This is a genomic window from Natranaerovirga pectinivora (assembly GCF_004342165.1).
In the GTDB taxonomy this organism is placed as follows: domain Bacteria; phylum Bacillota; class Clostridia; order Lachnospirales; family DSM-24629; genus Natranaerovirga; species Natranaerovirga pectinivora.
Genome location: NZ_SMAL01000005.1, coordinates 119,518 through 144,143, shown reverse-complemented (window position 1 = coordinate 144,143; position 24,626 = coordinate 119,518). Strand labels below are relative to the sequence as shown.

General features: G+C 31.5%; 23 protein-coding genes and 1 riboswitch. Of the genes, 11 read left to right on the top strand and 12 right to left on the bottom strand.

What is annotated here, in order from left to right; genetic code table 11:
- Nucleotides 1-51: 51 nt before the first annotated feature.
- The 3 genes from glmM to EDC18_RS08840 all read left to right on the top strand — a co-directional run bounded on the left by glmM (nt 52) and on the right by EDC18_RS08840 (nt 5,063).
- The gene (glmM, locus tag EDC18_RS08850; protein WP_132252311.1) at nt 52-1,401 is read left to right on the top strand and encodes a phosphoglucosamine mutase; all 1,350 of its coding nucleotides are present in this window, start codon (nt 52-54) and stop codon (nt 1,399-1,401) included.
- A gap of 23 nt (nt 1,402-1,424) precedes the next feature.
- A complete protein-coding gene (gene glmS / locus EDC18_RS08845) occupies nt 1,425-3,257 on the top strand; it encodes a glutamine--fructose-6-phosphate transaminase (isomerizing) (protein ID WP_132252309.1) in 1,833 nt (610 codons plus the stop codon).
- Between the two features lie 501 nt (nt 3,258-3,758).
- Nucleotides 3,759-5,063 (top strand): ATP-binding protein, encoded by a 1,305-nt coding sequence (locus EDC18_RS08840; RefSeq protein ID WP_132252307.1) that lies wholly within the window; start codon nt 3,759-3,761, stop codon nt 5,061-5,063.
- Nucleotides 5,064-5,142: 79 nt separating this feature from the next.
- Here the strand turns inward: EDC18_RS08840 and EDC18_RS08835 are convergent, their stop codons facing one another.
- Nucleotides 5,143-6,522: a sodium/glutamate symporter gene (locus EDC18_RS08835; protein WP_132252306.1), complete on the bottom strand. Its 1,380-nt coding sequence runs from the start codon at nt 6,520-6,522 to the stop codon at nt 5,143-5,145.
- A gap of 246 nt (nt 6,523-6,768) precedes the next feature.
- On the opposite strand from EDC18_RS08835, the gene EDC18_RS08830 reads away from it, so the two are divergent.
- Both EDC18_RS08830 and EDC18_RS08825 read left to right on the top strand, forming a co-directional pair.
- Nucleotides 6,769-7,515, top strand: a complete 747-nt coding sequence (locus tag EDC18_RS08830) for a ZIP family metal transporter (protein WP_132252304.1) — start codon at nt 6,769-6,771, stop codon at nt 7,513-7,515.
- A 170-nt stretch (nt 7,516-7,685) separates the two neighbouring features.
- Nucleotides 7,686-7,769: riboswitch (cyclic di-GMP riboswitch) on the top strand.
- 241 nt (nt 7,770-8,010) lie between these two features.
- Entirely contained in the window at nt 8,011-9,045 is a 1,035-nt protein-coding gene (locus EDC18_RS08825; RefSeq protein WP_165878529.1) for an HD-GYP domain-containing protein, read from the top strand.
- A gap of 110 nt (nt 9,046-9,155) precedes the next feature.
- On the opposite strand, the gene EDC18_RS08820 is transcribed toward EDC18_RS08825, so the two are convergent.
- Complete coding sequence (locus tag EDC18_RS08820; protein WP_132252300.1) at nt 9,156-9,569, bottom strand: hypothetical protein; 414 nt, start codon at nt 9,567-9,569, stop codon at nt 9,156-9,158.
- Nucleotides 9,570-9,818: 249 nt separating this feature from the next.
- Between EDC18_RS08820 and EDC18_RS08815 the strand changes: the two genes are divergently transcribed.
- The 6 genes from EDC18_RS08815 (at nt 9,819) to yihA (ending at nt 16,975) form a co-directional block, all read left to right on the top strand.
- Entirely contained in the window at nt 9,819-10,040 is a 222-nt protein-coding gene (locus EDC18_RS08815) for an alpha/beta-type small acid-soluble spore protein (RefSeq protein ID WP_132252299.1), read from the top strand.
- A 502-nt stretch (nt 10,041-10,542) separates the two neighbouring features.
- Complete coding sequence (gene tig / locus EDC18_RS08810; RefSeq protein WP_132252297.1) at nt 10,543-11,829, top strand: trigger factor; 1,287 nt, start codon at nt 10,543-10,545, stop codon at nt 11,827-11,829.
- A gap of 132 nt (nt 11,830-11,961) precedes the next feature.
- Nucleotides 11,962-12,543, top strand: a complete 582-nt coding sequence (clpP, locus tag EDC18_RS08805; RefSeq protein ID WP_132252295.1) for an ATP-dependent Clp endopeptidase proteolytic subunit ClpP — start codon at nt 11,962-11,964, stop codon at nt 12,541-12,543.
- A gap of 23 nt (nt 12,544-12,566) precedes the next feature.
- On the top strand, nt 12,567-13,868 hold the full coding sequence (clpX, locus tag EDC18_RS08800; RefSeq protein ID WP_132252294.1) for an ATP-dependent Clp protease ATP-binding subunit ClpX: 1,302 nt from the start codon (nt 12,567-12,569) through the stop codon (nt 13,866-13,868).
- Nucleotides 13,869-14,048: 180 nt separating this feature from the next.
- Nucleotides 14,049-16,364: an endopeptidase La gene (gene lon, locus EDC18_RS08795; RefSeq protein ID WP_132252293.1), complete on the top strand. Its 2,316-nt coding sequence runs from the start codon at nt 14,049-14,051 to the stop codon at nt 16,362-16,364.
- 17 nt (nt 16,365-16,381) lie between these two features.
- A complete protein-coding gene (gene yihA / locus EDC18_RS08790) occupies nt 16,382-16,975 on the top strand; it encodes a ribosome biogenesis GTP-binding protein YihA/YsxC (protein ID WP_132252415.1) in 594 nt (197 codons plus the stop codon).
- A 13-nt stretch (nt 16,976-16,988) separates the two neighbouring features.
- Here yihA and EDC18_RS08785 read toward each other — a convergent pair whose 3' ends face one another.
- The 10 genes from EDC18_RS08785 to EDC18_RS08740 all read right to left on the bottom strand — a co-directional run bounded on the left by EDC18_RS08785 (nt 16,989) and on the right by EDC18_RS08740 (nt 24,562).
- Nucleotides 16,989-17,531 carry a DUF4364 family protein gene (locus EDC18_RS08785; protein ID WP_132252291.1) on the bottom strand — a complete coding sequence of 181 codons (543 nt, stop codon included), beginning with the start codon at nt 17,529-17,531 and terminating at the stop codon, nt 16,989-16,991.
- A 121-nt stretch (nt 17,532-17,652) separates the two neighbouring features.
- Entirely contained in the window at nt 17,653-18,582 is a 930-nt protein-coding gene (mnmL, locus tag EDC18_RS08780; RefSeq protein WP_132252289.1) for a tRNA modification radical SAM protein MnmL/YtqA, read from the bottom strand.
- 29 nt (nt 18,583-18,611) lie between these two features.
- Nucleotides 18,612-19,523 (bottom strand): aldo/keto reductase, encoded by a 912-nt coding sequence (locus tag EDC18_RS08775; RefSeq protein ID WP_132252287.1) that lies wholly within the window; start codon nt 19,521-19,523, stop codon nt 18,612-18,614.
- A 282-nt stretch (nt 19,524-19,805) separates the two neighbouring features.
- Complete coding sequence (locus tag EDC18_RS08770) at nt 19,806-20,252, bottom strand: hypothetical protein (protein ID WP_132252286.1); 447 nt, start codon at nt 20,250-20,252, stop codon at nt 19,806-19,808.
- Between the two features lie 122 nt (nt 20,253-20,374).
- A complete protein-coding gene (locus tag EDC18_RS08765; RefSeq protein WP_132252284.1) occupies nt 20,375-21,133 on the bottom strand; it encodes an ABC transporter permease in 759 nt (252 codons plus the stop codon).
- The gene (locus EDC18_RS08760) at nt 21,130-22,053 is read right to left on the bottom strand and encodes an ABC transporter ATP-binding protein (protein WP_132252282.1); all 924 of its coding nucleotides are present in this window, start codon (nt 22,051-22,053) and stop codon (nt 21,130-21,132) included. Before EDC18_RS08760 ends, EDC18_RS08765 begins: the two co-directional genes overlap by 4 nt.
- Before the next feature lie 2 nt (nt 22,054-22,055).
- Nucleotides 22,056-22,277: a PLDc N-terminal domain-containing protein gene (locus EDC18_RS08755; protein ID WP_132252280.1), complete on the bottom strand. Its 222-nt coding sequence runs from the start codon at nt 22,275-22,277 to the stop codon at nt 22,056-22,058.
- A gap of 56 nt (nt 22,278-22,333) precedes the next feature.
- On the bottom strand, nt 22,334-22,978 hold the full coding sequence (locus EDC18_RS08750) for an SdpI family protein (protein WP_165878528.1): 645 nt from the start codon (nt 22,976-22,978) through the stop codon (nt 22,334-22,336).
- Nucleotides 22,965-23,243 carry an autorepressor SdpR family transcription factor gene (locus EDC18_RS08745; protein ID WP_132252276.1) on the bottom strand — a complete coding sequence of 93 codons (279 nt, stop codon included), beginning with the start codon at nt 23,241-23,243 and terminating at the stop codon, nt 22,965-22,967. The genes EDC18_RS08750 and EDC18_RS08745 overlap by 14 nt, the downstream gene beginning before the upstream one ends.
- A gap of 170 nt (nt 23,244-23,413) precedes the next feature.
- Nucleotides 23,414-24,562, bottom strand: coding sequence for an NAD(P)-dependent malic enzyme (locus tag EDC18_RS08740; protein WP_132252274.1), 1,149 nt, complete (start codon nt 24,560-24,562; stop codon nt 23,414-23,416).
- Nucleotides 24,563-24,626 lie beyond the last annotated feature (64 nt).

The window sequence follows — 24,626 nt, the reverse complement described above, 5'->3', positions numbered from 1 at the left end:
TTACATATAGAAAAAGGATGAATAAGATTAAAAAATTAGGATGGTGACATAATGGGGAGATTATTTGGAACTGATGGTGTACGTGGCATTGCAAACCAAGACCTTACTGTAGAGTTGGCTTTTAAGCTTGGTCAGGCAGGAGCATATGTACTTACAAAAGAAAAGAAGCATAAACCTACAATTATAGTTGGAAGGGATACTAGAATTTCAGGAGAAATGCTTACATCAGCTTTAATAGCAGGAATATGTTCTGTAGGAGCAGATGCAATATCCATAGGGGTAGTGCCAACGCCAGCTGTTGCCTACTTAACAAGACAATATAAAGCAGATGCAGGCGTTGTGATTTCAGCATCACATAATCCTGTTGAATATAATGGTATTAAATTTTTTAATGATAAAGGGTATAAGTTATCTGATGCTTTAGAAGAAGAGATAGAAGGCATTATACTTGATAATAAAGAGACCATAGAGCTTCCTACTGGTACAGGTGTAGGAAGAGTAAAACATAGAAGAGAAAGTATAGAAGACTATATAAACTATGTAAAAGGTTTAATTGATATAGATTTATCTGGAATAAAAGTAGCTATAGATTGTGCCAATGGGGCATCTTATGTTTCGGCACCAGAAACATTAACTCAATTAGGCGCAGAAGTATATATCATCCATAATGAACCAGATGGAAAAAACATTAATAAAAACTGTGGTTCTACCCATATGGAAGATTTGCAAAATTATGTGAAGCAATTAGGTGCAGATATTGGGATTGCCTTTGATGGAGATGCTGACCGATGTCTAGCAGTAGATGAAGAAGGTAAGATCATTGACGGTGATCAGATTATGGCTATTTGTGGGCTTCACATGAAAGAGCAAAAGAAGCTAAAGAAAGATACAATTGTTGCTACTGTTATGAGTAATATTGGTCTAGGTCTAATGGGTAAAGAAAATGGTATAAATATCGAACAAACAAAAGTTGGAGATAGATATGTTCTTGAAGAAATGGTAGAAAAAGGATATAACCTTGGTGGAGAACAATCAGGTCACATAATATGCTTGGATTACAATACAACAGGAGATGGTCTAATAGCAGCACTTCACTTATTAGAAGTGTTAAAAAGAAAAGGACAAAAAGCATCTGAGCTTGCTAAGGTAATGACTGTATTGCCTCAAGTATTGGTGAATGCAAAAGTAAATAGTAGTAAAATAAATGACTACATAAAAGATGAAGTTATTAAAAAAGCAATTGAAGGATTAGAAGAAAAATTCGCTGGAGAAGGAAGAGTATTGATTCGTCCTTCAGGAACGGAGCCTTTAGTTCGAGTAATGATTGAAGGCAAAGACAAAGACGTGTTACAAAAAGAGGCAGAAACATTAGCAAATTTAATAGAGTCAAGATTAAATTAGAAAATCAGAGGAGAGATAAGGATATGTGTGGTATTGTTGGTTATATAGGTAAGTCTCAAGCAGCACCTATATTAATAGATGGATTAAGTAAGTTAGAATATAGAGGGTATGATTCAGCTGGTGTATGTATTTATAATAACGCCCTTAATTTAATCAAATCAAAGGGAAGACTTAAGATATTAGAAGAAAAAGTAAATGAATCTACTATAAATGGTTGTATTGGAATTGGTCATACAAGATGGGCAACTCATGGTGCCCCATCTGATGAAAATGCACATCCTCATTATAATGAAGATGAAACCATTTCATTGGTTCATAATGGTATTATAGAGAATTACCTAAGATTAAAAGAAAGATTAGAAGGAGAAGGTTATACCTTCAAATCTGAAACAGATACAGAAGTTGCAGTTCAATTAATAGATTTTTATTATAAAAAATGCAATAATTTATTAGATGCTGTCATTAGTGCCATTGATGAAATAGAAGGATCATATGCATTTGCTATTTTAGCCGTAAATGAACCTGATAAAGTCATTGCCGTTAGAAAAGACAGTCCATTAATTATTGGATTAGGCAATGAAGAGAATTATATCGCATCGGATATTCCAGCTATATTAAAATACACGAGAGATATTTATTTGTTAGAAGATAAGGAAATTGCCATTGTTACAGAAGATGCTGTGACAATATTAAATATTGACAAAGAACCATTAGAAAGAGACATCTACCATGTAGACTGGGATATAGAAGCTGCAGAAAAAGGCGGCTATGATCACTTCATGTTAAAAGAGATTTTTGAACAACCAAGAGTTGTAAAAGATACGTTGCTTCCAAGATTGCCATTGGATCAAGATGAAATCTTATTAGATGGTATCAGTTTATCAAAAGAAGACATAGAAAAGATTAATCAAATATATATCGTAGCTTGTGGAACAGCTTCCTATACTGGATTAGTTGGAAAATATTTAGTAGAACGTATTTCTAGAATTCCTGTTATTTCTGAAATAGCATCTGAATTTAGATACCGTGATCCAATCTTAGATGAAAACACTTTAATGATTGTAGTATCACAATCAGGTGAAACAGCAGATACATTAGCAGCCCTTAGAATGGCTAAAAAATCTGGAGCTCATGTTATCGGTATAGTCAACGCAGTAGGTTCCACCATTGCTAGAGAAGCAGATGATGTATTATACACTTGGGCAGGACCAGAAATAGCAGTTGCTTCAACAAAAGCCTATTCGGCTCAATTATGTGCTATGTATCTAATCTCTATAAAAATTGCAATGGAGTTAGGTAAAATAAGTGTTGAGGAATTTAGAGAATTAAGAGATGAATTATATGCAATCCCTAAAAAGATTGAGACTATATTAGAGCAATCTGATAAAATAAAGGAACTGGCATACAAATATAAAGACTCTAAAAATGTATTTTACATTGGTCGTGGATTAGATTTTGCAGTATCAATGGAAGGTGCTCTAAAACTAAAAGAAATTGCGTATTTACACGCTGAGCCATATGCAGCAGGAGAATTAAAACATGGACCAATTGCTTTAATAGAAGATGGTTCCTTAGTAGTTGGGTTATTGGCTCAAGAAGAATTGTTCGATAAAACAGTTAGTAATATAAAAGAAGTAAAAGCAAGAGGTGCAAAAGTTTTGGCTATTGCATTAGAAGGGAATACAGAAATAGAAAAAACAGCAGATGAAGTAATCTATGTGCCAAGGACTCATTGGTATTTAACATCTATATTAGAAAACATTCCTCAACAAATATTCGCATATTACATCGCTGTAGGGTTAGGTCATGATGTAGATAAGCCAAGGAATTTAGCTAAATCTGTTACAGTAGAGTAAAAAAATAAAGATGTTAGTCAAAAGATGTAGCTTGGTTAAAATATTTAAAAGAAAATTGTCCAACTAAAAAATAAAAAATAATAAGCCCGTCCCCTATAGACACAAAATAGGGAGGCGGGTATTTTTAAAAGTTTTAATGCTAAAAATGTTTTCAAGAATTATAGACAATCTTAAATAGGATTCAACATTAGATTTAACATGTGTAATGCTCTTTTATATTCTGCTTTAGAAATCAGTTGAATAGCTCAAAGCTTAATTAAAGTATCCTATATAATAATAATTTTTTGTTGGTATATAGTACAAAGAATATGTGTATTAATGTGTATTCTTAAGATAACTAGAAAAAAATATACAATATGGTAATAAAAGTGTATAATATAAATAAAGGGATCAATAGAAATATGTATAATATATAGATGTATATAGGGCGATATGTTTAGGTTTTGTTAGTATAATGACAGTGAATATACATAATAAAACAACATAAGAGAGGGTGTTTATATGCAATTGATAAGAGGGTTAGAGCCTGAAATAAGTCCTATGGATAACTGGGAGAGTTTTAAAATGGCTGTAAATGAAAAAACAGCAATAAGAAATGTAACAGTAGAAGCTTGGAAAAGGTGTGAAATCAATAAAATTCATAAATGCAATATTAATTATGTGGTTTTATCAGATTTAGAATTAAAAAAAAAGCTTCTAGAATTTGATTATTTAATCAAAGCAGCAGATCCTTATATGAAATACTTATCAGGAAGTATACAAGAAATTCCACATACGGTTAGTTTAGCAGACAAAGATGGATGGCTTATTGGTCTTTATGGATCAGATGAAGAATTAAGCAAATATGGTGGTTTTAGTGTAGGTGTTAATTGGAGTGAGAAGTATATTGGTAATAATGGAATTGGGACTTGCCTGGAATTAAAAGAACCTGTTTATATACATGGAAAGGAACATTACGTGACAAAATACCAAGATTGGTCTTGTTTAGGTGTCCCTATTACTAATAATGGTGAAGTTATTGGTGCATTAGGTGTATCTGTAATGGCTGAATATGGTGATCCATCTAGAATGTTTATAGCAAAAGCTTGCGTTAACTCTATAGAAAAAGAAATTGGAACCTTAATAGAGAAAAATCAAGAAGAGCTAGAGTGGGAAAAAAGCATATTAAATATTTCTGATCTTATAGCAACGGTGGTACATGATTTAAGAAATCCAATAGCAATAATACGAAGTCTTGCTCAATTAGGGAGTTCTAGCAATAAAAGTACATATTATGAAAGAATAATTGACCAAGCCGATGATTTAAATAACACTGTAGACGGTCTATTAAATATATTTAAGCCACAAGAATTATCAAGATATAGTTTAAATAAAGTGATGGATAAAATCGTTAGAGGAATGGAAACTTTGTGTTTTGAAAAAAATATAAGGATGAATTTCTTTAACTTAGACGAAGAGAGAATTTTAAGCTTGCATAAAAATCAATTCAGTCGTGCTATTAGCAATTTAATTGATAATGCAATAAAAATGACACCTAATAATGGGAATATCGATATAAAAGTAACAGAACAAGGAAGTAATGTTTTGATTTCCATTAAAGATTCAGGTCCAGGGATACCAGATGATCTTCAGAAAAGTTTATTCCAATCATATGTCTATCGACGCAAAGGTGGTACAGGATTAGGTCTGTTTATTGTGTATCATGTTATTACTAAACTACATAGAGGAAGTATATGGTTTAATACTGAACTAGGAAAAGGAACAACTTTTTATATTAGTTTGCCAGTTGATGTAATAGTGGATTAATGAATCCATAGACCTAGCCTGTTATACGGATATAATAATAAAATGCCACTAGATGAATACTAGCGGCATTTTATTTTATTTATTTTTTGCCATACAGTTTAAAACCACATAAAATAGAAATGAGTGTAATAACTAAAGTAATTATAAAAACGGTCATAGGGCCAAATTGAAAAATGAGTGGAATTGATGCGGCTGTGAAAAGGCCTCCACCTACAAAAAGTTCAAAAAGAAGTTGTTTGTATCCAAAGCTTTCTAAGGCAGGGGTTTTATTATCTGGGTCAGTAACACGCATTAATAATAAACCAGTTGCCGTGACGCCCATAGATTGGCCGAAATCACCGATGCCTCGCTCAAACCAGTAATCAGGTATTAATTTTGGTGCTAGGTATATAAAAGCAAATAAAGTCCATAAAATACCACCTAGTGAAAGTATTAAAAAGGAATAAAAGTTTTCTCCTATTACCGTTAAAGAAAGAGTAGCTAAAGCACTAACAATAAGGATATCCAAAGCTAATCCTTGAATTCTATTAATAATGTCTCTATCAACTGTGCTGTACCGATCTGATTTTTCTAAGACCAACTGAATGATAATACCTCCAACCATTGCTAAGGGGAAAAGAGGTACATACTTTAATAAATAAACACCTGTCATAGTGCCCCAAGTGATATGTTCTATCCAAATTAACCCTTGTAATAAACCATAACCCATTAATACGGCTATACAAATATAGCCTAAGTGTAATGATAAAGGTTCTATGGATTCTGTTCTTGTACTTATAAAACCTGCAGGCTCTCTTGTATCCAATTCTATTAAGCCTTTCTTCTCTAGTGCGCTTCTATCTAGGGTTTTAATAACATTTGTTAATTTCTTTTTCCTAATGCCCCAATTAATTAAAGCAATTCCTATTAAAACGCCTCCTAATACGCCTACTGTTGCCAGTCCAATTGCTAAATCTGCACCTTCGGCAAAGCCTACTTCATCAAAGGTGTCTCTTAGTCCTGCAGCAGTGCCGTGGCCACCAACGAATCCAATTTCAATCAATGCACCTGCCATTGGGTTTGTTCCAAATATAGGTGAGAGTATGAATATTGATAACAGTAAGCCAATGGCATATTGTCCAAAAGAAATAATATATCCTAAAATTACTTGTGGACCTGCTAGTTCCCAGACGCTTTTTATATTTGGAATTTTTTTGCCTATAAAAAGAGCAGCAAAAACAATATTAATCATAAGTCCAGGCAAAAAGCTCCAAGTATCTAAAACAAAATCAGGAAATACATTTACGCCAATTAGCTTGCCAAAAATTTCTGGTCCTAAAAATAATGCAATTAACCCTGCTACTAAAGAACTTGGTAAAAATAAGTCTTGTAGTAAAGGCGTTCCTATTCTAATCCATTTACCTATAACAAGAAATAAGCCTAATAAAAGCAGGCTAAAACCTATTGAATCTGCAGTCATATGAAAACCTCCTTGTGAATTATTGATTTAAACAAACTATTTAATTATAGTCTATACTAAAAAAAGAATATTTACAAATAATGTGTTATAGTACGTAAAATTAACTATTAAAATCAACAACTAGAAGCAGGACTAATTGACAATTTTTATTTAATGATATCAATTCTTTTGAGGGAAAAATTATTACATATTATATGGTTTTGTGTTATAATAATAGTAGAAAATATATATAAAAGGAGGGCATTTATGGAAAGTTTAATTTATAGTTTTTTTGCTGGAATTTCAACATCTTTAGGTGTTATTTTGTTAATTATTTTTGGCAAGCCAAATGAAAAAGTACTCTCAATACTATTAGGTTTTGCTGGAGGAATAATGCTTGCAATTTCCCTATTTGAGCTTATGCCTGAATCTGTTGAACTTGGATCTATGTCCACAGCTGTTATTGGATTTTTGTTAGGAGCTGGAATGATGTTCCTATTAGATAAAGTTGTACCTCACTCACATTTATCAGAGCCTGATGATCTTGTAGTGGAGAATGGAGAAAACTTTAAGCCAAAGATTAACCCTATGTTAAGAACTGGCTACTTAATACTTTTTGGAATTGCATTGCATAATCTCCCAGAAGGATTAGCCATAGGTGCAGGTTTGGAGTCAAGTCAAGAGTTGGGAATATTTATCGCAATTGCCATAGCTTTACATAATATTCCAGAGGGATTGGCAATGGCAGGACCTTTAAAAGCAGGTGGTTTAACATCAGGTAAAATATTTATATTTACCTTAATTGCAGGATTAATGACTCCTGTTGGTACAGCCATCGGTCTTGTGTTTTTTAGTATTTCACCTCTTTTTGTTGGAGGTTCTCTTGCATTTGCAGCTGGAGCTATGGTTTATATTGTAAATGATGAACTAATCCCTCAGGCCAATGCAATGAATAGTCATTTAGGTAATATAGGAATTCTTGCTGGGTTGGTATTAGGATTTGTACTTTTGTAAATAAGTTTTTAGAACATGGTGGGTTAATTCAGCACCATGTTTTTTTGTTTTTATACAATTTATAATAATTAGAAAAGACACATAAATGTATTGAGATATGACAGTTAATATGTTATTATAAGAAAAGTATAGTGTTATGGTCTTAAAAAAACAATGCAATTGAATAAAATGAGTGATAAAGGCAAAACCATTGAAAAATGGTGACGCAAAGCTACGAGTCTAAGTCGTTATGATAGGATAGTCGGGTTACCTTGTTAGTTATATTTACAATTACTAATACATAATAGGTAACCTTAGGGTTGCTTTTTTTTTGTAGGAAAATTTTCTAATTGCTATAAAGTAAAAAGTTCATTAAATGGGGTACATTTCTAAGAAAGTTAGAAAAAGCTTAATGGGCAAGAAAATAGGTGACTTCAGATAAGCAATTAATTTTGTAGTGACCAAGTCACTTTGTTTTTAAAAAGCATGAGTTATATGTCGGTCAGGAGTGGAAATATGAAAAAATACATACATGTTAAAGAAAGTAAAGATGGAGATATCATTGCTGAGGATTTAATGGTAAATGGTTGTACCATACCCCTTGTTATGAAAGACAGTATATTAAATGAATATATGAGAAATAAGATTATAATCAATAATATAGATAGAATATGTGTGCTAGATAAAAAAAACGATGAAGAAACCAAAGATAGTACCATTGTTGAAAATTACAATGATAGTATAGCAGTTATAAAACATAATTTTGCCAATATTGCAAAAGGACAAAAAATGGAATTAGATGATATACTTAAGGTATCTAACTTTATATTTAACAATTCAGAATGTATCTATAAACTAATACATTCTATGAATATTATTAAGAGAGTTGATGAATATACATATAGTCATTCAGTAAATGTAGCTATGTATTCAATGTTAATTGGAAAATGGATTGGTTTAGAAGAAAGAGAAATCAAATTAATTATAAAAGCTGGTTTGCTACACGATATTGGTAAAATAAAGATTCCATTGACTATATTAAATAAAAAAGAAAGCCTAACAGATGAGGAATACAAAAGAATTAAAAAACATGTAAGTTTAGGGTATAGCATTTGCAATGAATATGACTGGTTAGATGATGAAGTTGGCAAAGCGGTTTTATTGCATCATGAAAGGCAAGATGGTAGCGGATATCCTTTAGGATTAAGTGGAGAAAATATTAGTCTTTATGCTAAAATAGTTGCCATTGCGGATGTTTATGATGCCATTACATCTGAGAGAATATATAAAAAAAGACAAACACCTTTCGAAACCTTTCAAGAAATTTTAAGTTTTGGTTATAGCAAGTTTGATGTGAATATAATGAACAGGTTTTTATATAATATAGCTACCATTTATGTAGGAGAAAAAGTAAAAATGAACAATGGGGATATAGGTGAAATAGTGTTTATACCTCCAGATAATATTATGTATCCAATAGTAAAAGTAAGAGATAGGTATTATGATTTGAAACATAAAGAAAATAATTATAGCATTAGTGAACTCCTGTAAGCTGATAAAAATTACACCACACAAAAACACCGAAATCTTCTATTGCGGTGTTTTTGTGTGGTATAGAGTTGTGATGTATATGTAAGTTATATCCTATATAGTATAGATGATTAACATTCTATATATATATATGAAAAAAGAGTATTTAAGTTTTTTGGTGTAATAGATTGTAAGTTTGATTCAACCATAGCCTTTTCAATAATTTGCTGAGGTATTTGATATATGTAAGCAATATTCTTAGGTGTATATTGATTTAGTAATCCAGTTTCTAATTGCCTCTTAAAGTATTTGCAGATCTCACTACTCCCTTCTTTCATAACAATAAAAAAAGAACTTTTATTAACGTTTTTAATTTCATAACGATCTAGTATTTCTTCAACTTCTGTAATACTAATATCCAGCAGTTCTGATAGGATATCTAGAGAAATGGTATTGCCTTTGTCTTCCTCTGTTTTGAAAAATAGATCAATTTTTTCAAGAGTGGGGGAAATATTGTTTTTATAATAATCTAAAAAAGTATCCAATTTTATACCTCCTAATCAATGTGATACTCTCTATATTATAACGGATAACATAGGATAAATCATATGCAATAAATGGGTATCTATTTTAGAGGATAATAATATTATTATAAAAGGAATATAAATTGGTTTTTAGAAGATAATTAAATTGGGAGTCAATAATATATAAAAAATGATGGATTTAATTACCAGTTAAAAAGATTAATATTTAAAAAAAATCTGCTCATAATAATATCACGGAGGTGAAAGACAATGACAAACAACAATAGTAGTTCAAACAGAAGTGTAGTACCACAAGCGAAAGAAGCATTAAACAAATTTAAATACGAAGTAGCTTCTGAGTTAGGTGTTAACTTAAAACAAGGTTATAATGGTGATTTAACATCTGCCCAAGCTGGTTCAATTGGTGGAGAAATGGTTAAAAGAATGATAGCAAGTCAAGAACAAGCTATGTCAGGCCAACAACCACAATAACTCAAGAATAGATGAAAAAGGGAAGTGTACATAGAAACACTTCTTTTTTTCTGTCTAAAAGGCAAGGGTGATTTTAAACTTTATTTGGGATTTTATTAGTCTTATTTATTCTATCCTAAAATAAGTATTATTAATAGATAGTAATATTACTGTAATACATATTTAAACAAAATCATAAGTTGTTATTATAATTTGTTAATAATTGGTTAGTATAATGAGAGAGTAAAGTTATACCCTGTGAAAATATTTCCAAATCCTTGCAAGCAAGTTTTCATATTACCTCAACTTATGCCTCTTACTAACGTAATAGACATAATCTTCGGTGAAAATGTAATTTCCAAATCCTTGCAAGCAAGTTTTCAAATTACATTTTCAAAAAAATATGGAAATAATAATTATCATATGGTATAATATACTAATGTTTAAAAGGGGTAATAGATGAATTGGGTAGTAGTGACCCTTTATAGCTACATATAAATGTCTTTAAGGAGGAACAAAAGGAATGAATTCAAAAGTTGAAAATTTAGAAAAAAGCATGGTAAAGTTAACGATTGAGGTTGATGCAAATCGTTTTGAAGAAGGTTTAAATGAAGCATTTAAAAAAAATAAAAGCAAAATGGCAGTTCCAGGTTTTAGAAAAGGTAAAGTACCTCGTGCCCTTATTGAAAAAACATATGGCTCAGGTGTTTTTTATGAAGATGCTGCAAACTATTTAATACCAGACGCTTATGATAAAGCTATTGCAGAAAGTGGTTTAGATATTGTTTCAAGACCAGAAATAGATGTAGTACAAATTGAAAAAGGAAAACCTTTTATTTTTACTGCTACTGTGGCTGTTAAGCCAGAAGTAGAACTTGGTGAGTACAAAGGTCTCGAAGTAGAAAAAGAAGAAATCGATATACAAGATGAAGCAATTACAGAAGAAATTGAAAAAGTAAGAGAGCAAAATTCAAGATTAATCTCTATTACTGATCGTCCAGTTAAAGTGAATGATCAAGTTGTTATTAATTTTGAAGGTTTTGTAGATGGGGTACCTTTTGAAGGTGGAAAAGCTGAAGATTATCCATTAGTAATAGGTTCACATAGCTTTATTGATACTTTCGAAGACCAATTAGTTGGTAAAAACATTGGTGATGATATCGAAGTAAATGTTACATTCCCAGAAAGCTATCAAAAAGAAGAATTACAAGGTAAACCAGCTATGTTCAAAGTTCAAATAAATGAAATCAAAGAAAAAGAACTTCCAGTAGTAGATGATGAGTTTGCTAAGGATGTATCTGAATTTGATACATTAAATGAATACAAAGAAGATATAAAGGCAAAACTTAAAGAGCAAAAAGAAAACGAAGCAAAAATTAAAAAACAAGAAGCAGTTATAACAAAAGTAATTGAAAACTCAAACATGGAAGTACCTGAGCCAATGGTAGAGATGCAAGTTGAGCAAATGATTCAAGATTTCGAGCAAAGATTGAGATATCAAGGTTTAGAGTTAGACCAATATTTACAAATGGTTGGACAAAACAGAGTATCTTTTGGGGCTCAATTTAGAACAGAGGCTGAAAAAAGAGTAAAAACTCGTCTTGTATTAGAAGCTGTTGCTAAAGTTGAAAACATTCAAATTTCTGATGAAGAAGTAACGAATGAAATTGGAAAAATGGCTGAAATGTACAAAATGGAAGTAGACAAATTAAAAGAAATGATAACAGGCCATGAAGTTGAACATATGAAAGAAGATATGGCGGTACAAAAAGCACTTGACCTCATTGTAGAAGCATCTAAGGAAGTATAAGAGTTTAATGTGAAAGTATAATTTGCAAACTTGCTAGTAAGGCTTTAGAAATCATGCTTTCAACGAAGCTTGTGTCTCTTGAGAAAGAGACATAGGCTGAGTAAATAAATTTATTTAAAAGGAGGTTTTTATATGAGTTTAGTACCTGTTGTTGTTGAACAAACAAGTCGTGGTGAAAGATCATATGACATATACTCAAGACTATTAAAAGAAAGAATTATTTTCTTAGGAGAAGAAGTAAATGATGTTACGGCAAGTTTAGTAGTAGCTCAATTATTATTCTTAGAAGCAGAAGATCCAGATAAAGACATCCATCTATATATCAATAGTCCAGGAGGGTCTATTACTTCTGGTATGGCTATATATGATACAATGCAATATATTAAGCCTGATGTATCAACAATCTGTATTGGAATGGCTGCAAGTATGGGTGCATTCTTATTAGCAGGTGGTAAAAAAGGAAAAAGATTTGCATTACCAAATGCAGAGATAATGATTCATCAACCTTTAGGAGGCACTAGAGGTCAAGCGACGGATATAAAAATTCATGCCGATAGAATCATTGCTATGAGAGAAAGACTGAATCAAATGTTAAGTGAGAATACTGGTCAGCCTCTTGAAGTAATCGCTAAAGATACTGAGAGAGATAATTTTATGAATCCTGATCAAGCACAAAAATATGGAATAATTGATAAGGTAATTGAGCATAGATAGTTATATGAAATGAGGTGAAAATTATGGCAGGGCGTTTTGATGAAAAGAAGCAGCTTAGGTGTTCATTTTGTAATAAAGCACAAGATCAAGTAAGAAAATTAATTGCAGGCCCAAATGTTTATATATGTGATGAATGTATTGAACTTTGTTCTGAAATAATTGAAGAGGAATTTCAAGAGTTTAAAGAAGAGCAAGATTTATCAAGCTTACCTAAGCCAAAAGAGATTAAAGGTTTCTTAGACGAGTATGTAATTGGTCAAGATGACGCAAAGAAAACCCTTTCCGTAGCCGTTTATAATCATTATAAAAGAATTAATTCAGATTATAAACATAACGATGTTGAGTTGCAAAAAAGTAATATAATAATGGTTGGACCTACAGGTTCAGGGAAAACATTACTTGCACAAACTTTAGCAAGAATGATAAATGTTCCTTTTGCCATTGCCGATGCAACCTCATTAACAGAAGCTGGTTATGTTGGTGAAGATGTTGAGAACATACTATTAAAGTTAATACAAGCAGCTGATTTTGATATTGAGAAAGCTGAGCAAGGGATCATCTATATCGATGAGATAGATAAAATTGCTAGAAAATCAGATAATCCTTCTATTACAAGAGATGTTTCTGGAGAAGGTGTTCAGCAAGCATTGCTTAAAATCTTAGAAGGAACAGTTGCATCTGTTCCACCACAAGGTGGCAGAAAACATCCACACCAAGAATTTATCCAAATTGATACGACAAATATTTTATTTATTTGTGGTGGTGCTTTTGATGGATTGGATAAAATCATCGAACAAAGAATTGGTAGAAAAACAATGGGATTCGGTGCCAAAATAGAAACAAAAAAAGAAAGAGAAGTAGGAGAAATTCTTTCTCATCTTCTCCCACAAGATTTGTTGAAGTTTGGTTTGATACCTGAGTTAGTAGGTAGAATGCCAGTTAGCGTTAGTCTTAATAACCTTACAGAAGAAGCTCTTATTGAGATTCTTACAAAACCTAAAAATGCTTTAGTAAAACAATATAAGAGTATTTTTGAAATGGATAATGTAGAGTTAGATTTTGAAGAAGAAGCGTTACAACTAATTGCAAGACAATCACTAGAAAGAAACACTGGCGCTAGAGGTTTAAGAGCAATTATGGAAAATATTATGTTAGAAATTATGTATGAAATACCTTCAAGCGATAGCATTGTAAAATGTTTAATAACAAAAGATGCAGTTGAAGGTAAAGATAAGCCAATACTGGTTACTAGCGATATTCCGGTAAAAAAAACATCTACTACTAAGAAAAGAACAAAATCAAGTAATGAAGATGAAACTGCTTAAATAAAAATCCCCCTGCCTAAATAGTAGGGGGTTTTTCCTAGTTGACCCTATAATAGTATATTCAAGAAATATATAATTGTATTGATACTGTATTTATGACAATTCAATTATATATTACTTGAATAAATGTGATGAAGTGTTTATTTAACGAGTAAATTAATAGATAGTGAGGTTTAAAGTATGGATACTAAAAAAATACAATTACCTTTGCTTGCTTTAAGGGGCCTAACTATTTTCCCAGATATGATTATTCATTTTGATGTAAATAGAACAAAGTCTATTAATGCATTAGAAAAATCCATGGTTGAAGACCAATTGATTTTTTTAATTGCACAAAAGGAAGCACAAGTTGATGAACCAAATCCTGAAGATTTATATAATGTAGGAACCATCGCTCGAATAAAACAATTAATTAAATTACCTAAAAACATCGTAAGGGTTTTAGTAGAAGGCATAGAGAGAGGAACTATTAGTGACTTGATTCAAGAAGACCCATACTTTCTAGTAGAAGTAAATCAAGGTACAGAAAATGATAGTATGGAAAATAATATTGAAGAAGAAGCCCTAATTAGAACTGCCCATGAATTAATTGAAGGTTATTCACAAATTAACACAAAAATAGGTCAGGATACATTACTTCAACTACTAGGCACTAAAGAGATTGGGAAATTAGCAGACCAAATAGCCATAAATATTTTTAGTACATCGGAAAACAAACAAAGAATATTAGATGAATTAGAACCAAAAGACAGATTGAAAGTAGCAATGGCAATCTTAGATAACGAAATAGAAATTAATAAGATTAAAAACAATATTCAAAGTCAAGTAAAGGAAAAAATTGATAAAAATCAAAAAGAGTATTATTTAAGAGAGCAATTAAAAGTCATTCAAGATGAACTAGGAGATAGGCAAGGTCTTGAAGAAGAAATTATAAAATACAAAGAAGCGCTAGATCAACTTAAAGCGCCAAAAGAAGTTAAAGAAAAAATAAACAAAGAGATCTCCAGATTAAATAAAATGCCAAGTGGTTCGTCAGAGAGTGTGGTAATAAGAAATTATATTGAAACATTATTAGAATTACCTTGGGACAAGACCACAAAGGAAATGAAGGATATTCTAAAAGCAGAAGAAATTCTAGATGAAGACCATTATGGGTTAGAGAGTGTAAAAGAAAGAGTACTAGAATTTTTATCTGTCAGAAACTTGTCATCAGAAACCAGTTCGCCAATTCTTTGTCTTGTGGGGCCACCTGGAACAGGAAAAACATCCATTGCAAGATCTGTGGCGAGGGCATTGAACCGTAAATATGTAAGGATATCACTAGGTGGTGTAAGAGACGAAGCTGAAATAAGAGGGCATAGACGCACTTATGTAGGTGCATTACCTGGAAGATTAATAACAGGCTTAAAACAGGCTGGTAGTAAGAATCCACTTATGTTATTAGATGAAATTGATAAAATGAGCAATGACTTTAGAGGAGATCCTTCAGCGGCATTACTGGAAGTGTTAGACGAAGAACAAAACAATAAATTTAGAGATCACTATTTAGAAGTCCCAGTGGATTTATCAAATGTATTGTTTATTGCTACAGCCAATACAGTACAAACCATTCCAAGACCTTTATTAGATAGGGTAGAAATAATAGAAGTAAATAGTTATACTGAAAATGAAAAAGAACATATAGCAAAAAAACATCTTATACCAAAGCAGCTTAAAAAGCATGGTTTAGAAAATAGAGATATTACCATCAGTAAAAATGCTTTATCAAAAGTTATTAGGGAATACACACGAGAATCTGGCGTTAGAACTTTAGAAAGAAAAATCGGTCAATTGTGTAGAAAAATAGCTAAAGAGATTTTAACATCAGATAAAGGGAATATTAAGGTAACAGAGCAAAATCTTGAAAAGTATTTAGGTATACCACTGTATACCTATGAATCTAAATTAGATGCAGATGATATCGGTATTGCTAGAGGACTTGCTTGGACTCAGTTTGGCGGAGACACACTTTCTATAGAAGTTAATATTATGCCAGGAAATGGTAAAATAGATTTGACAGGTAAATTAGGAGACGTTATGAAAGAATCTGCTAAAGCAGGTATAAGTTTTATTCGTTCAAAGTCAAAGGAATTAAATATAAATGAAAATTTCTATAAAGAAATGGATATTCACATTCACATACCAGAAGGCGCTGTTCCAAAAGATGGACCATCAGCAGGCATCACTATGGCTACTGCATTAATATCTGCATTAACTGAAAAACCTGTAAAAGCCAATATGGCTATGACAGGTGAAATAACTTTAAGAGGTAGAGTATTACCTGTTGGAGGGTTAAAAGAAAAAATATTAGCAGCTAAAAGAGCAGGGATAGAAAAAGTACTTCTTCCAAAGAAAAATGAAAAAGTGGTATCAGAAATCTCCAAAGAAATAAAAAAAGGCATAGAGATTGTCTTTGTAGAAAACATGGATGAAGTATTAAAACATGCAATAGGATAAGAAAGGGGGCAATAATGATGGACGTTCATAATGTCTATTTGGATAGAGTAGTAGGAAGAATTGATCAATTGCCAACCAATGAACTGGTGGAAATTGCTTTTGCAGGTAAATCAAATGTAGGTAAATCATCATTAATCAATACCATGATTAATAGAAAAGCATTGGCTAGAACATCAGGGCAACCTGGAAAAACACAAACCATCAATTTTTATAACATTGAGGAAAAATTGTATTTTGTTGACTTGCCAGGGTATGGGTATGCTAAAGTATCGAAAGCAGATCGTGAAAGATGGGGTAAGTTTATTGAGTCTTATTTAAAGAGTAGCAAACAGTTGAAGTTAATTATACAATTAATTGATATAAGACATAAACCATCAGAGCTTGATAAGGTTATGTACAATTGGATTGTTTATCAAGGCTATACACCATTAATTGTGGCTACCAAAATGGATAAAATAAATAGAAGTCAAGTTCAAAAACACGTAAAAGTAATAAAAGAAGAGTTAGGATTAACTAGTGATTCTATTATTATTCCTTTTTCATCTCAAACAAAAAAAGGAAAAGATGAACTATGGGAGCATATTGATAGATGTCTTGAAGTAACTTTATAAAAAATAGGAACGATTAATCTTCGTTCCTATTTTTGAGTAACTCACCAAGAATACTAGAGTAAATAGCATGAGAATTATTCTTCCAGTTCTCACACATTTCTATAGCTTGCTGCTTTGATACAACATTAAGTTTAAATTCTATTAAAGTTGTTTCATTTTCCTTGGCAACACAATGTATTGTCCAATCATTATTCTTTTCAGGAATGTATTCAGCTGTTACTTCCACTTCATTTCTCAGTTTGTATTTGTTTTCTTTTAAAAACCCAAGAATTTCTTCTTTAATACTTTCAGGTATGCGATTTGAAAAATAAAACAAAGTTTGTTTCCCATTTTCAGTTATTGAATATCTGGTATTGTGGTTAATTTCACCTGTATGTAATAAACCAGTATCTACAAGTTCTGATATAGATTGTTGGAGAGAGAAATAATTGGTATAAGATTTCTCTAACAGGATGTCTGAGATTTGAGAGTTAGTCATAGGAAGGTTTATTGTATCTAGCATAAAAAGTATAATTAATTTATTAAGATTCAACTCAAAATCGGAACTATTCATCATAGAAATACCCTCCTTTTTAAACTTAAAGTAAATTGTTACTACTGTAATTATATAATACAATTTTATATAAAATTAATAAATTTGACAAGAAGTATTTAGTAAAATAGTTTAAAATAATAAACTAATCTAGGTCATTAAAAAGTTTTCCTTGATAAGTATTTCGTTCTTTGAATCTTTTTAGAATAGAATTAAGAACATCTTTCTTGTTGCCACTCCAAAAAGGCGCAATTAAAATACTCTTAGGACCGTCGCCTGTAATACGATGAATAACCATATCAGGAGGTAAGTGTTCAATGCAATCAATTATTAAATCTATATATTCATCTTTTTCAAGAACTTTTAACTGTTCATCATAGTATAGTTTAGCTAAATCAGTGTATTTCAAAACATGAAGCAATTGAAGCTTTACACCAGAAATAGGTAAATGAGCTATATATTTAATGGATTCTAGAATATCTTCTCGGCTCTCATTAGGAAGACCGATAATTAAATGAACAACAATGTCTAAATTCAAGGCATATAGTTTTTTTACAGCCTCATCAAAACAATGCAGGCTATAGCCCCGTCTAATTACTTTAGCTGTTTCATTATGTATGGTTTGCAAACCTAATTCAAGCCAAACTTTTTTTATGGTATTTAATTCAGATAGCAAATCTAATACATCATCACTTAGGCAATCAGGACGTGTTGCAATTGATATGCCAACGATATCTGGGTGGTGAATGGCTTCAAAGTAAATATTACGAAGTTTATCAATAGAACCATAGGTGTTTGTAAATGCTTGGAAATAAGCAATAAAACCTTTACCTATTTTTTTATTGGCTAATCGTTTTTTTCCTTCCTCTATTTGATCCGTAATAGATAAATAATCAGAAGATGCAAAATCACCAGAACCTCCCTCGCTACAAAAAATACAACCTCTAGAATCAATGGTGCCATCACGATTAGGACAAGTAAAACCACCGTTTAAAGAGATTTTATATACTTTATCATGATACAGTGCTTTATAATAAGTGCTAAGAGAATAATAAGGTTTTGAATCCCAGTTCATTTTATGCCTCCAACAAATGGATTTCTTAATTATAAGTCTTTACTCGTAACCCCTATATCATTAAGACGTTTTTTAGATTCTATATAAATGTCATCCGGTAATTTCCCACGTTCAGTTGCTACAATATTTTGTTTAAGATGATCGAGACTTTTTGTACCAATAATCATGGTATCCAAATCAGAATGGTTAAGGGCAAATCGAATAAGAAAACTATGTCTATTATCGCCATTTTCAATTAACTCATCTAACTTTGCTTTAATAAAAAGTTCATCATAATAATCATAATATTTTTTAACAACACCTCGAACAATGGTACCAATACCTTTATGAGCAGCTTTAGTAATTGCCAATTCATTCATTGGTGTAAGTGCCCCATATACCAATTGCATTGTATCAAAAACATTGTATTTAATATATTCCTTAAAACTTATGTAGCTATACTCAGCAGGATATCCAGCTTCATCACTACGACCATTTTTAAAACTAATGCCCATATAACGAATAATACCTTTATCTTTAAGAGATAAAAGGGTTTGAATGGTCTCATCTCTATCTTCATGACCAAGATCCCCTGGAAGTGGTGTATGAATTTGAACCAAATCAAGATAATCCGTTTTCATTAACTTTAAACTATTTTCAATATTAGACAAAACCGTATCACGATTAAAAATATGTCCAGGACCATCACCTGTAAGATTACAACAACATTTAGTAGCCAAAATATACTCACTACGTCTATGAGCAATTGTCTTTCCAATAAAAGCCTCACTACCCTTATAACAAGGAGAAGTATCAATAAAATTTATCCCTCTATCTAAAGACTCATTAAGAAGAAACTCTGCTTGTCTAACATCAGATGCATCCAACTCCCTAAGCTCCATAGCACCATAACCAAGAGCCGTAACATTAAGATCCGTATTGCCCAACTGTCTAAATTCCATAAAAAACCTCCTTATAAATGTAAAAAAACACCTCTAAAGTTATTTTATCACATTTACCAAGATAAACAAAGAAAAGGGTTAGAAGGTTAGACATACACATATAAAATAATTAGAGTTGTTTGCATGTAAATACCTAAGGGCTCATCATATGTAAGCCACTAGTATAAGCAAGGGCTATATTATAATATTGGCGTCGACCGGCTGAAAGGAAAGGCAGCCAATATTATAATATAGCCCTTGCTTATACGGCCCAATTTAAAAAATCTCATCACTATACGACCACTAATGCAACACACTTTCCGTAGTCATAATTTCCTTAGCATTCCGTATATCCTTACATAGCTCAAGAAGCTCCTTCCATTCCCTCTCAGAAGACAAACCCTTCACCATTTCTATAAAATCCATCTTAACATTAAATTGAATATTCTTCTTGATAACATCTCTGTCTTCATACTTAGTCTCTAATATATTCGTAATAGCTTCTACGGCTTCATCAGGAATACTAGAAGGAATAAAGGGAATAATACTATTAAAAATTTGTTCTAAATCTTGATATTGGCGTTCAAAAGGATTATCTTGATATTTTTGTATATAAGAATTTAAAGCATCTATATTCATAAAAACCACATTTTCAACATCAGAGTAATCATAATCAAGAAGTACATGTCTAAACTCATTTAACTTATATTCTAGTTCCTTTTCACTTAATATTTCTGTTGTCGTATGCATTTTATGACCTTCTTTCTGAAATTTTTTGTGTAAAGGATATAAGATTAATATGTGCACTCACAGATAAAGTTAAACAAACAAAAATAACCTATTACTTCAAATCAAGTAATAGGCTAGTAAAATTAGATTTCTTTGTTTTTAAAGATCTCAACACTTAAATAAATTAAAATTAAAATGATAGCAATTGTAGAAAGGGTTGTTATTAATAAATGACTAGAATCACCAGAATAAATTATTCCTGAAGTGATAGAATTTAAATAAGAAGGAGATAATCTGTTAATATTGAAAATAGGAATACTACCTATAATACTAACAAGTGTATAAGCTCCAAAGGTTATGCCAGCTGCCATACCAAATGAAACACTAATGGTACTTATAAAGATTGCAAGGACAATCAAAAATATGCCATATAACCAAGTTGTAAAAAATGCTACAAATAACTTTTCAATATAAGCTTCTTCAAATAATAAATAAGTATATAGATAGGTAATTGCAACACTGATCCAATAAAGGAAAGAAAAGAATAATGAGTAAGAAAATAATTTTGTTAATACCAACTTTCTTCTTTCTAGTCCTTTAGACAAAACCAATGAAAGTGAGCCTTTGTTTTTCTCGCTAACAATGGTACCACTGATGATTAGCGCAAGAACTAATACATTTAAAGAATGATTGCTGAAAAATTGTAAATAGGAATCAGTAAATACAGCAGGAGGAAATACAAAACCATCCATGCCACCGATGCTATTAAAAATTTCAGTCATAAATCTAGCGGTTAAAGGACTTAGTATGGCAAAAAATATAAATAATGCACCAAATATAATTAATTTATTTGTTTTGACAAGTTCTTTTAATTCTTTTTTTAAAAATGGAAAGGATATCATATAGTATTCACCACCTGCATAAATAATTCTTCAAGAGTTGGCTCCTGAGTTACAAACTGTTGAAGATGAAGATTTTCATTATAAATAATTTTTGGAATCTCTATCTGTGCTTTATTAATATCAGAAGTTGTAATTGTCATTTTATGTTCAACCAATTCACTTTCTACAAACCAATCTTTCTCTTTGATAGATTGATATAAAGTATTCATTTCATCCTTAGTAGATAAAGTAATATTAATTTTATTGGCTTCATATGTGTTTTTCAATTCTTGTATAGTACTTTCAATGATTTTATTGCCTTTATCAAGAATCAATACTTTATCGCATATACGTTCCACATCAGTAAGTATATGAGTAGAGAAGAAAACAGTGACTTTCCCTCGTAATTTATAAATAATATCTAAAACTTCTCTTCTACCAATAGGATCTAGAGCAGAAGTGGGTTCATCTAAAAAGATAATTTTTGGTTCATTAATAAGGGCTTGGGCAATACCAAGTCTTTGTTTCATACCCCTTGAGTAACCTTTTATTTTCTTTTTATTGCCCTTAAGGCCTACGAGTTCTAATAAGGCTTCAATTTTTTCATTTAATCCCTTGCCAGTAAGGCCTAACAGTTCACCAGATAATTTTAAAAAGTCATAGGCATTCATCCAAGGATAAAACTCAGGTACGTCTGGCAAAAAGCCAATACTTTTTAAAGCTTTTACCTCACCAAACTTTACTTCTTCACCACAGATTTTGATATTTCCAGAAGTAGGTTTGAACAGTCCAGTGAGCATATTAATTGTAGTGGTCTTACCAGCCCCGTTAGGTCCTAGAAATCCATAGATAGTACCTTCTTCAATTTTTAAGTCAAGGTTATTAACCGCTGTAAAGTTTTTAAATTGTTTAGTAAGATTATTGGTCTCAATAACGTACATAATTAGTCCTCCTCACTGAATATGAAGTAGATAATTGGACCAAGAATATTTAATAATAAGATAATAAGAGCCCATATCCATTTCTTATCAAATTTAACCCTTTCTCTTTTTGCTAAATGAACGATTGCATAGATCTGTAATCCCAGTTGAATAATTACAACAGGAATTAAGACCATCAACAAAAGTCTAATATTCTCCACACCTATTAAATTTAAATCTGTCATAAAAATACCTCCCTAAATATATTTATAAATTAAATAGAGTAAAAAAGTACTCTAAATCATTTCGTGCCAACCTTTTTAGCGTTTTTAAACTGTATATAAGAATACACTGTTAAGACAATAATAACCAACAAAACAAACCCTAAAGAAATATAAATAAACAAATCAAAGTTTATAATAGCTGTAATAATAAAGTAAATACCTACTAACATAAATAGATAGCCACCAAGCTGATGGGTTTTCTTCCATACATGTTCGTTCATCAATGTCCAAGGTGTTCTAATACCAATAAAATAATTATGTCTAAACTGAGGCATATAGTTACCAATAATCATAAAGAGCAAGCCTATACCTACAGGAACAAATATATTGATTTCAAGATTGCTTCCTAAGCCAATGGCAATTAAAACCCAGTGGGTAACAATCATTAATAAGATAAAAGCATTCCTAGTGGCCCAATAAGCACTTTGATGTTTTTTATAGTTGTCTCTTTTAGGGTCTATTTTTGGTAGCACATTAAAGAGTATATAAGATAGTAGTGGCATAGAGCCTGTTATAAAAATAGTAGCTTTATGGTCGTACCTAGTAACTTCCCATCTATGGTTCCAATGCATAGGAATTCTTTCAGGCAAATAAAAGTAAGAGATTACAGTGCCTATTAAAGTTAATACTGATAATAGTAAGATTAATTTATTCTTCTTCATTATTATCATCCTTTCCAGTTAAGTCAAAAAACCATTTGATAATACTTTGAAAGACAGTTGTATTAAGAGTGTAGATAATATTCTGTCCTTGTCTTTCTGTAAACACCAACTCAGCATTTTTAAGAATTGTAAGATGATGGCTGATTGAAGGTTTGCTAATATCAAATTCCTCTGCAATATCTCCAGCAGTTAAATCTTTTTCATACAAAAGCTCTAAAATCTTACGCCGAGTGGGATCTGATAATGCTTTAAAAACATCATTCATAAAATCACCTCGTTAGATTTTTATATAATTAGATAAATATCTAAATATCTAATAACAGTATATTCCATTATATTATAAGTGTCAACATATTTTTTAAAATAAAATAAAAAAACCCTATTTCAAAGCTGTTAAAATGCAGAGAATAGGGTTTTGTATGAATTCATTATATGTTAAATCAAAGACTTCACAGCATTAGCGACAGCATCAACAACTCTAGTATCAAATGCTTGAGGAATAATATTGTCTTCATGTAATTCTTCTTCAGTGATTAACTCAGCAATTGCTTTTGCAGCAGCTAACTTCATTTCTTCAGTAATTTGCTTTGCATTGCCTTCTAATGCACCTTTGAAGATTCCAGGGAAAGCCAAAACATTATTCACTTGATTAGGGAAGTCTGAACGACCAGTGCCTATCACTTTTGCACCAGCCTCTTTTGCTTCATCTGGCATAATTTCAGGGGTTGGGTTAGCCATTGCAAAGACGATAGGGTCTTTTGCCATTGAGCGAACCATATCTTTGGATAAGATGCCAGGGGCAGAAACACCAATAAAAATATCAGCATTTTCTAAGGCTTTAGCTAAGTTACCTTCTTCATTATTGTTGTTTGTAATACTTGCCATTTCTTTTTGAGCCCAGTTTAACCAAGGGGCATCAGCTCTAAGGATACCTTCTTTATCGCACATAATAATATTTTTTACACCATATAATAAGAGAAGTTTTGCAATGGCAATACCTGCAGATCCAGCGCCATTAACAACAACTCTACAATCATCTTCTTTTTTATGGACTATTTTTAAGGCATTAATAATACCAGCTAAAACAACGATAGCCGTACCATGTTGGTCGTCATGAAAAACAGGAATGTCTAAGGCTTCTTTTAAGGCGTTTTCAATTTCAAAACATCTTGGCGCTGCTATATCTTCTAAGTTAATACCACCAAAAGTAGGGGCTAATAATTTTACAGCTTTGATAATTTCCTCTGTATCTTGGGTATCAAGACAAATAGGGAATGCGTTAATTCCAGCAAATTCTTTGAATAAAACAGCTTTTCCTTCCATAACAGGCATTGCAGCATAAGGTCCAATGTTCCCAAGTCCAAGTACAGCACTACCATCAGATACGACAGCAACGGTATTGCCTTTTAAAGTATAGTTGTATACTTCAGCTTGATTTAGGGCAATTTCTTTACAAGGCTCAGCTACCCCAGGGGTATAAGCAAGGGCTAAATCTTCTCTAGTACATACAGCGCATTTAGATGTTGTTTCTATTTTACCTTTCCATTCTCTATGTAGGGCAAGGGCTTTTTCTCTTGTATCCATTTTTTTCACCTCAATAATATTTGTATACATATGAATTTAACATATCATAGCAGTAAAGTAAAAT

Coding starts and splice junctions, on each gene's coding strand:
- yihA (WP_132252415.1), top strand. CDS start 16,382: ATGGACGTTCATAATGTCTATTTGGATAGAGTAGTAGGAAGAATTGAT.
- EDC18_RS08830 (WP_132252304.1), top strand. CDS start 6,769: ATGGAAAGTTTAATTTATAGTTTTTTTGCTGGAATTTCAACATCTTTA.
- EDC18_RS08775 (WP_132252287.1), bottom strand. CDS start 19,523: ATGGAATTTAGACAGTTGGGCAATACGGATCTTAATGTTACGGCTCTT.
- EDC18_RS08815 (WP_132252299.1), top strand. CDS start 9,819: ATGACAAACAACAATAGTAGTTCAAACAGAAGTGTAGTACCACAAGCG.
- EDC18_RS08745 (WP_132252276.1), bottom strand. CDS start 23,243: ATGAATGATGTTTTTAAAGCATTATCAGATCCCACTCGGCGTAAGATT.
- tig (WP_132252297.1), top strand. CDS start 10,543: ATGAATTCAAAAGTTGAAAATTTAGAAAAAAGCATGGTAAAGTTAACG.
- EDC18_RS08760 (WP_132252282.1), bottom strand. CDS start 22,053: ATGTACGTTATTGAGACCAATAATCTTACTAAACAATTTAAAAACTTT.
- glmM (WP_132252311.1), top strand. CDS start 52: ATGGGGAGATTATTTGGAACTGATGGTGTACGTGGCATTGCAAACCAA.
- mnmL (WP_132252289.1), bottom strand. CDS start 18,582: ATGAACTGGGATTCAAAACCTTATTATTCTCTTAGCACTTATTATAAA.
- EDC18_RS08770 (WP_132252286.1), bottom strand. CDS start 20,252: ATGCATACGACAACAGAAATATTAAGTGAAAAGGAACTAGAATATAAG.
- EDC18_RS08755 (WP_132252280.1), bottom strand. CDS start 22,277: ATGACAGATTTAAATTTAATAGGTGTGGAGAATATTAGACTTTTGTTG.
- EDC18_RS08840 (WP_132252307.1), top strand. CDS start 3,759: ATGCAATTGATAAGAGGGTTAGAGCCTGAAATAAGTCCTATGGATAAC.
- EDC18_RS08825 (WP_165878529.1), top strand. CDS start 8,011: ATGAAAAAATACATACATGTTAAAGAAAGTAAAGATGGAGATATCATT.
- EDC18_RS08765 (WP_132252284.1), bottom strand. CDS start 21,133: ATGATATCCTTTCCATTTTTAAAAAAAGAATTAAAAGAACTTGTCAAA.
- lon (WP_132252293.1), top strand. CDS start 14,049: ATGGATACTAAAAAAATACAATTACCTTTGCTTGCTTTAAGGGGCCTA.
- EDC18_RS08740 (WP_132252274.1), bottom strand. CDS start 24,562: ATGGATACAAGAGAAAAAGCCCTTGCCCTACATAGAGAATGGAAAGGT.
- EDC18_RS08835 (WP_132252306.1), bottom strand. CDS start 6,522: ATGACTGCAGATTCAATAGGTTTTAGCCTGCTTTTATTAGGCTTATTT.
- clpX (WP_132252294.1), top strand. CDS start 12,567: ATGGCAGGGCGTTTTGATGAAAAGAAGCAGCTTAGGTGTTCATTTTGT.
- clpP (WP_132252295.1), top strand. CDS start 11,962: ATGAGTTTAGTACCTGTTGTTGTTGAACAAACAAGTCGTGGTGAAAGA.
- EDC18_RS08785 (WP_132252291.1), bottom strand. CDS start 17,531: ATGATGAATAGTTCCGATTTTGAGTTGAATCTTAATAAATTAATTATA.
- EDC18_RS08750 (WP_165878528.1), bottom strand. CDS start 22,978: ATGAAGAAGAATAAATTAATCTTACTATTATCAGTATTAACTTTAATA.
- glmS (WP_132252309.1), top strand. CDS start 1,425: ATGTGTGGTATTGTTGGTTATATAGGTAAGTCTCAAGCAGCACCTATA.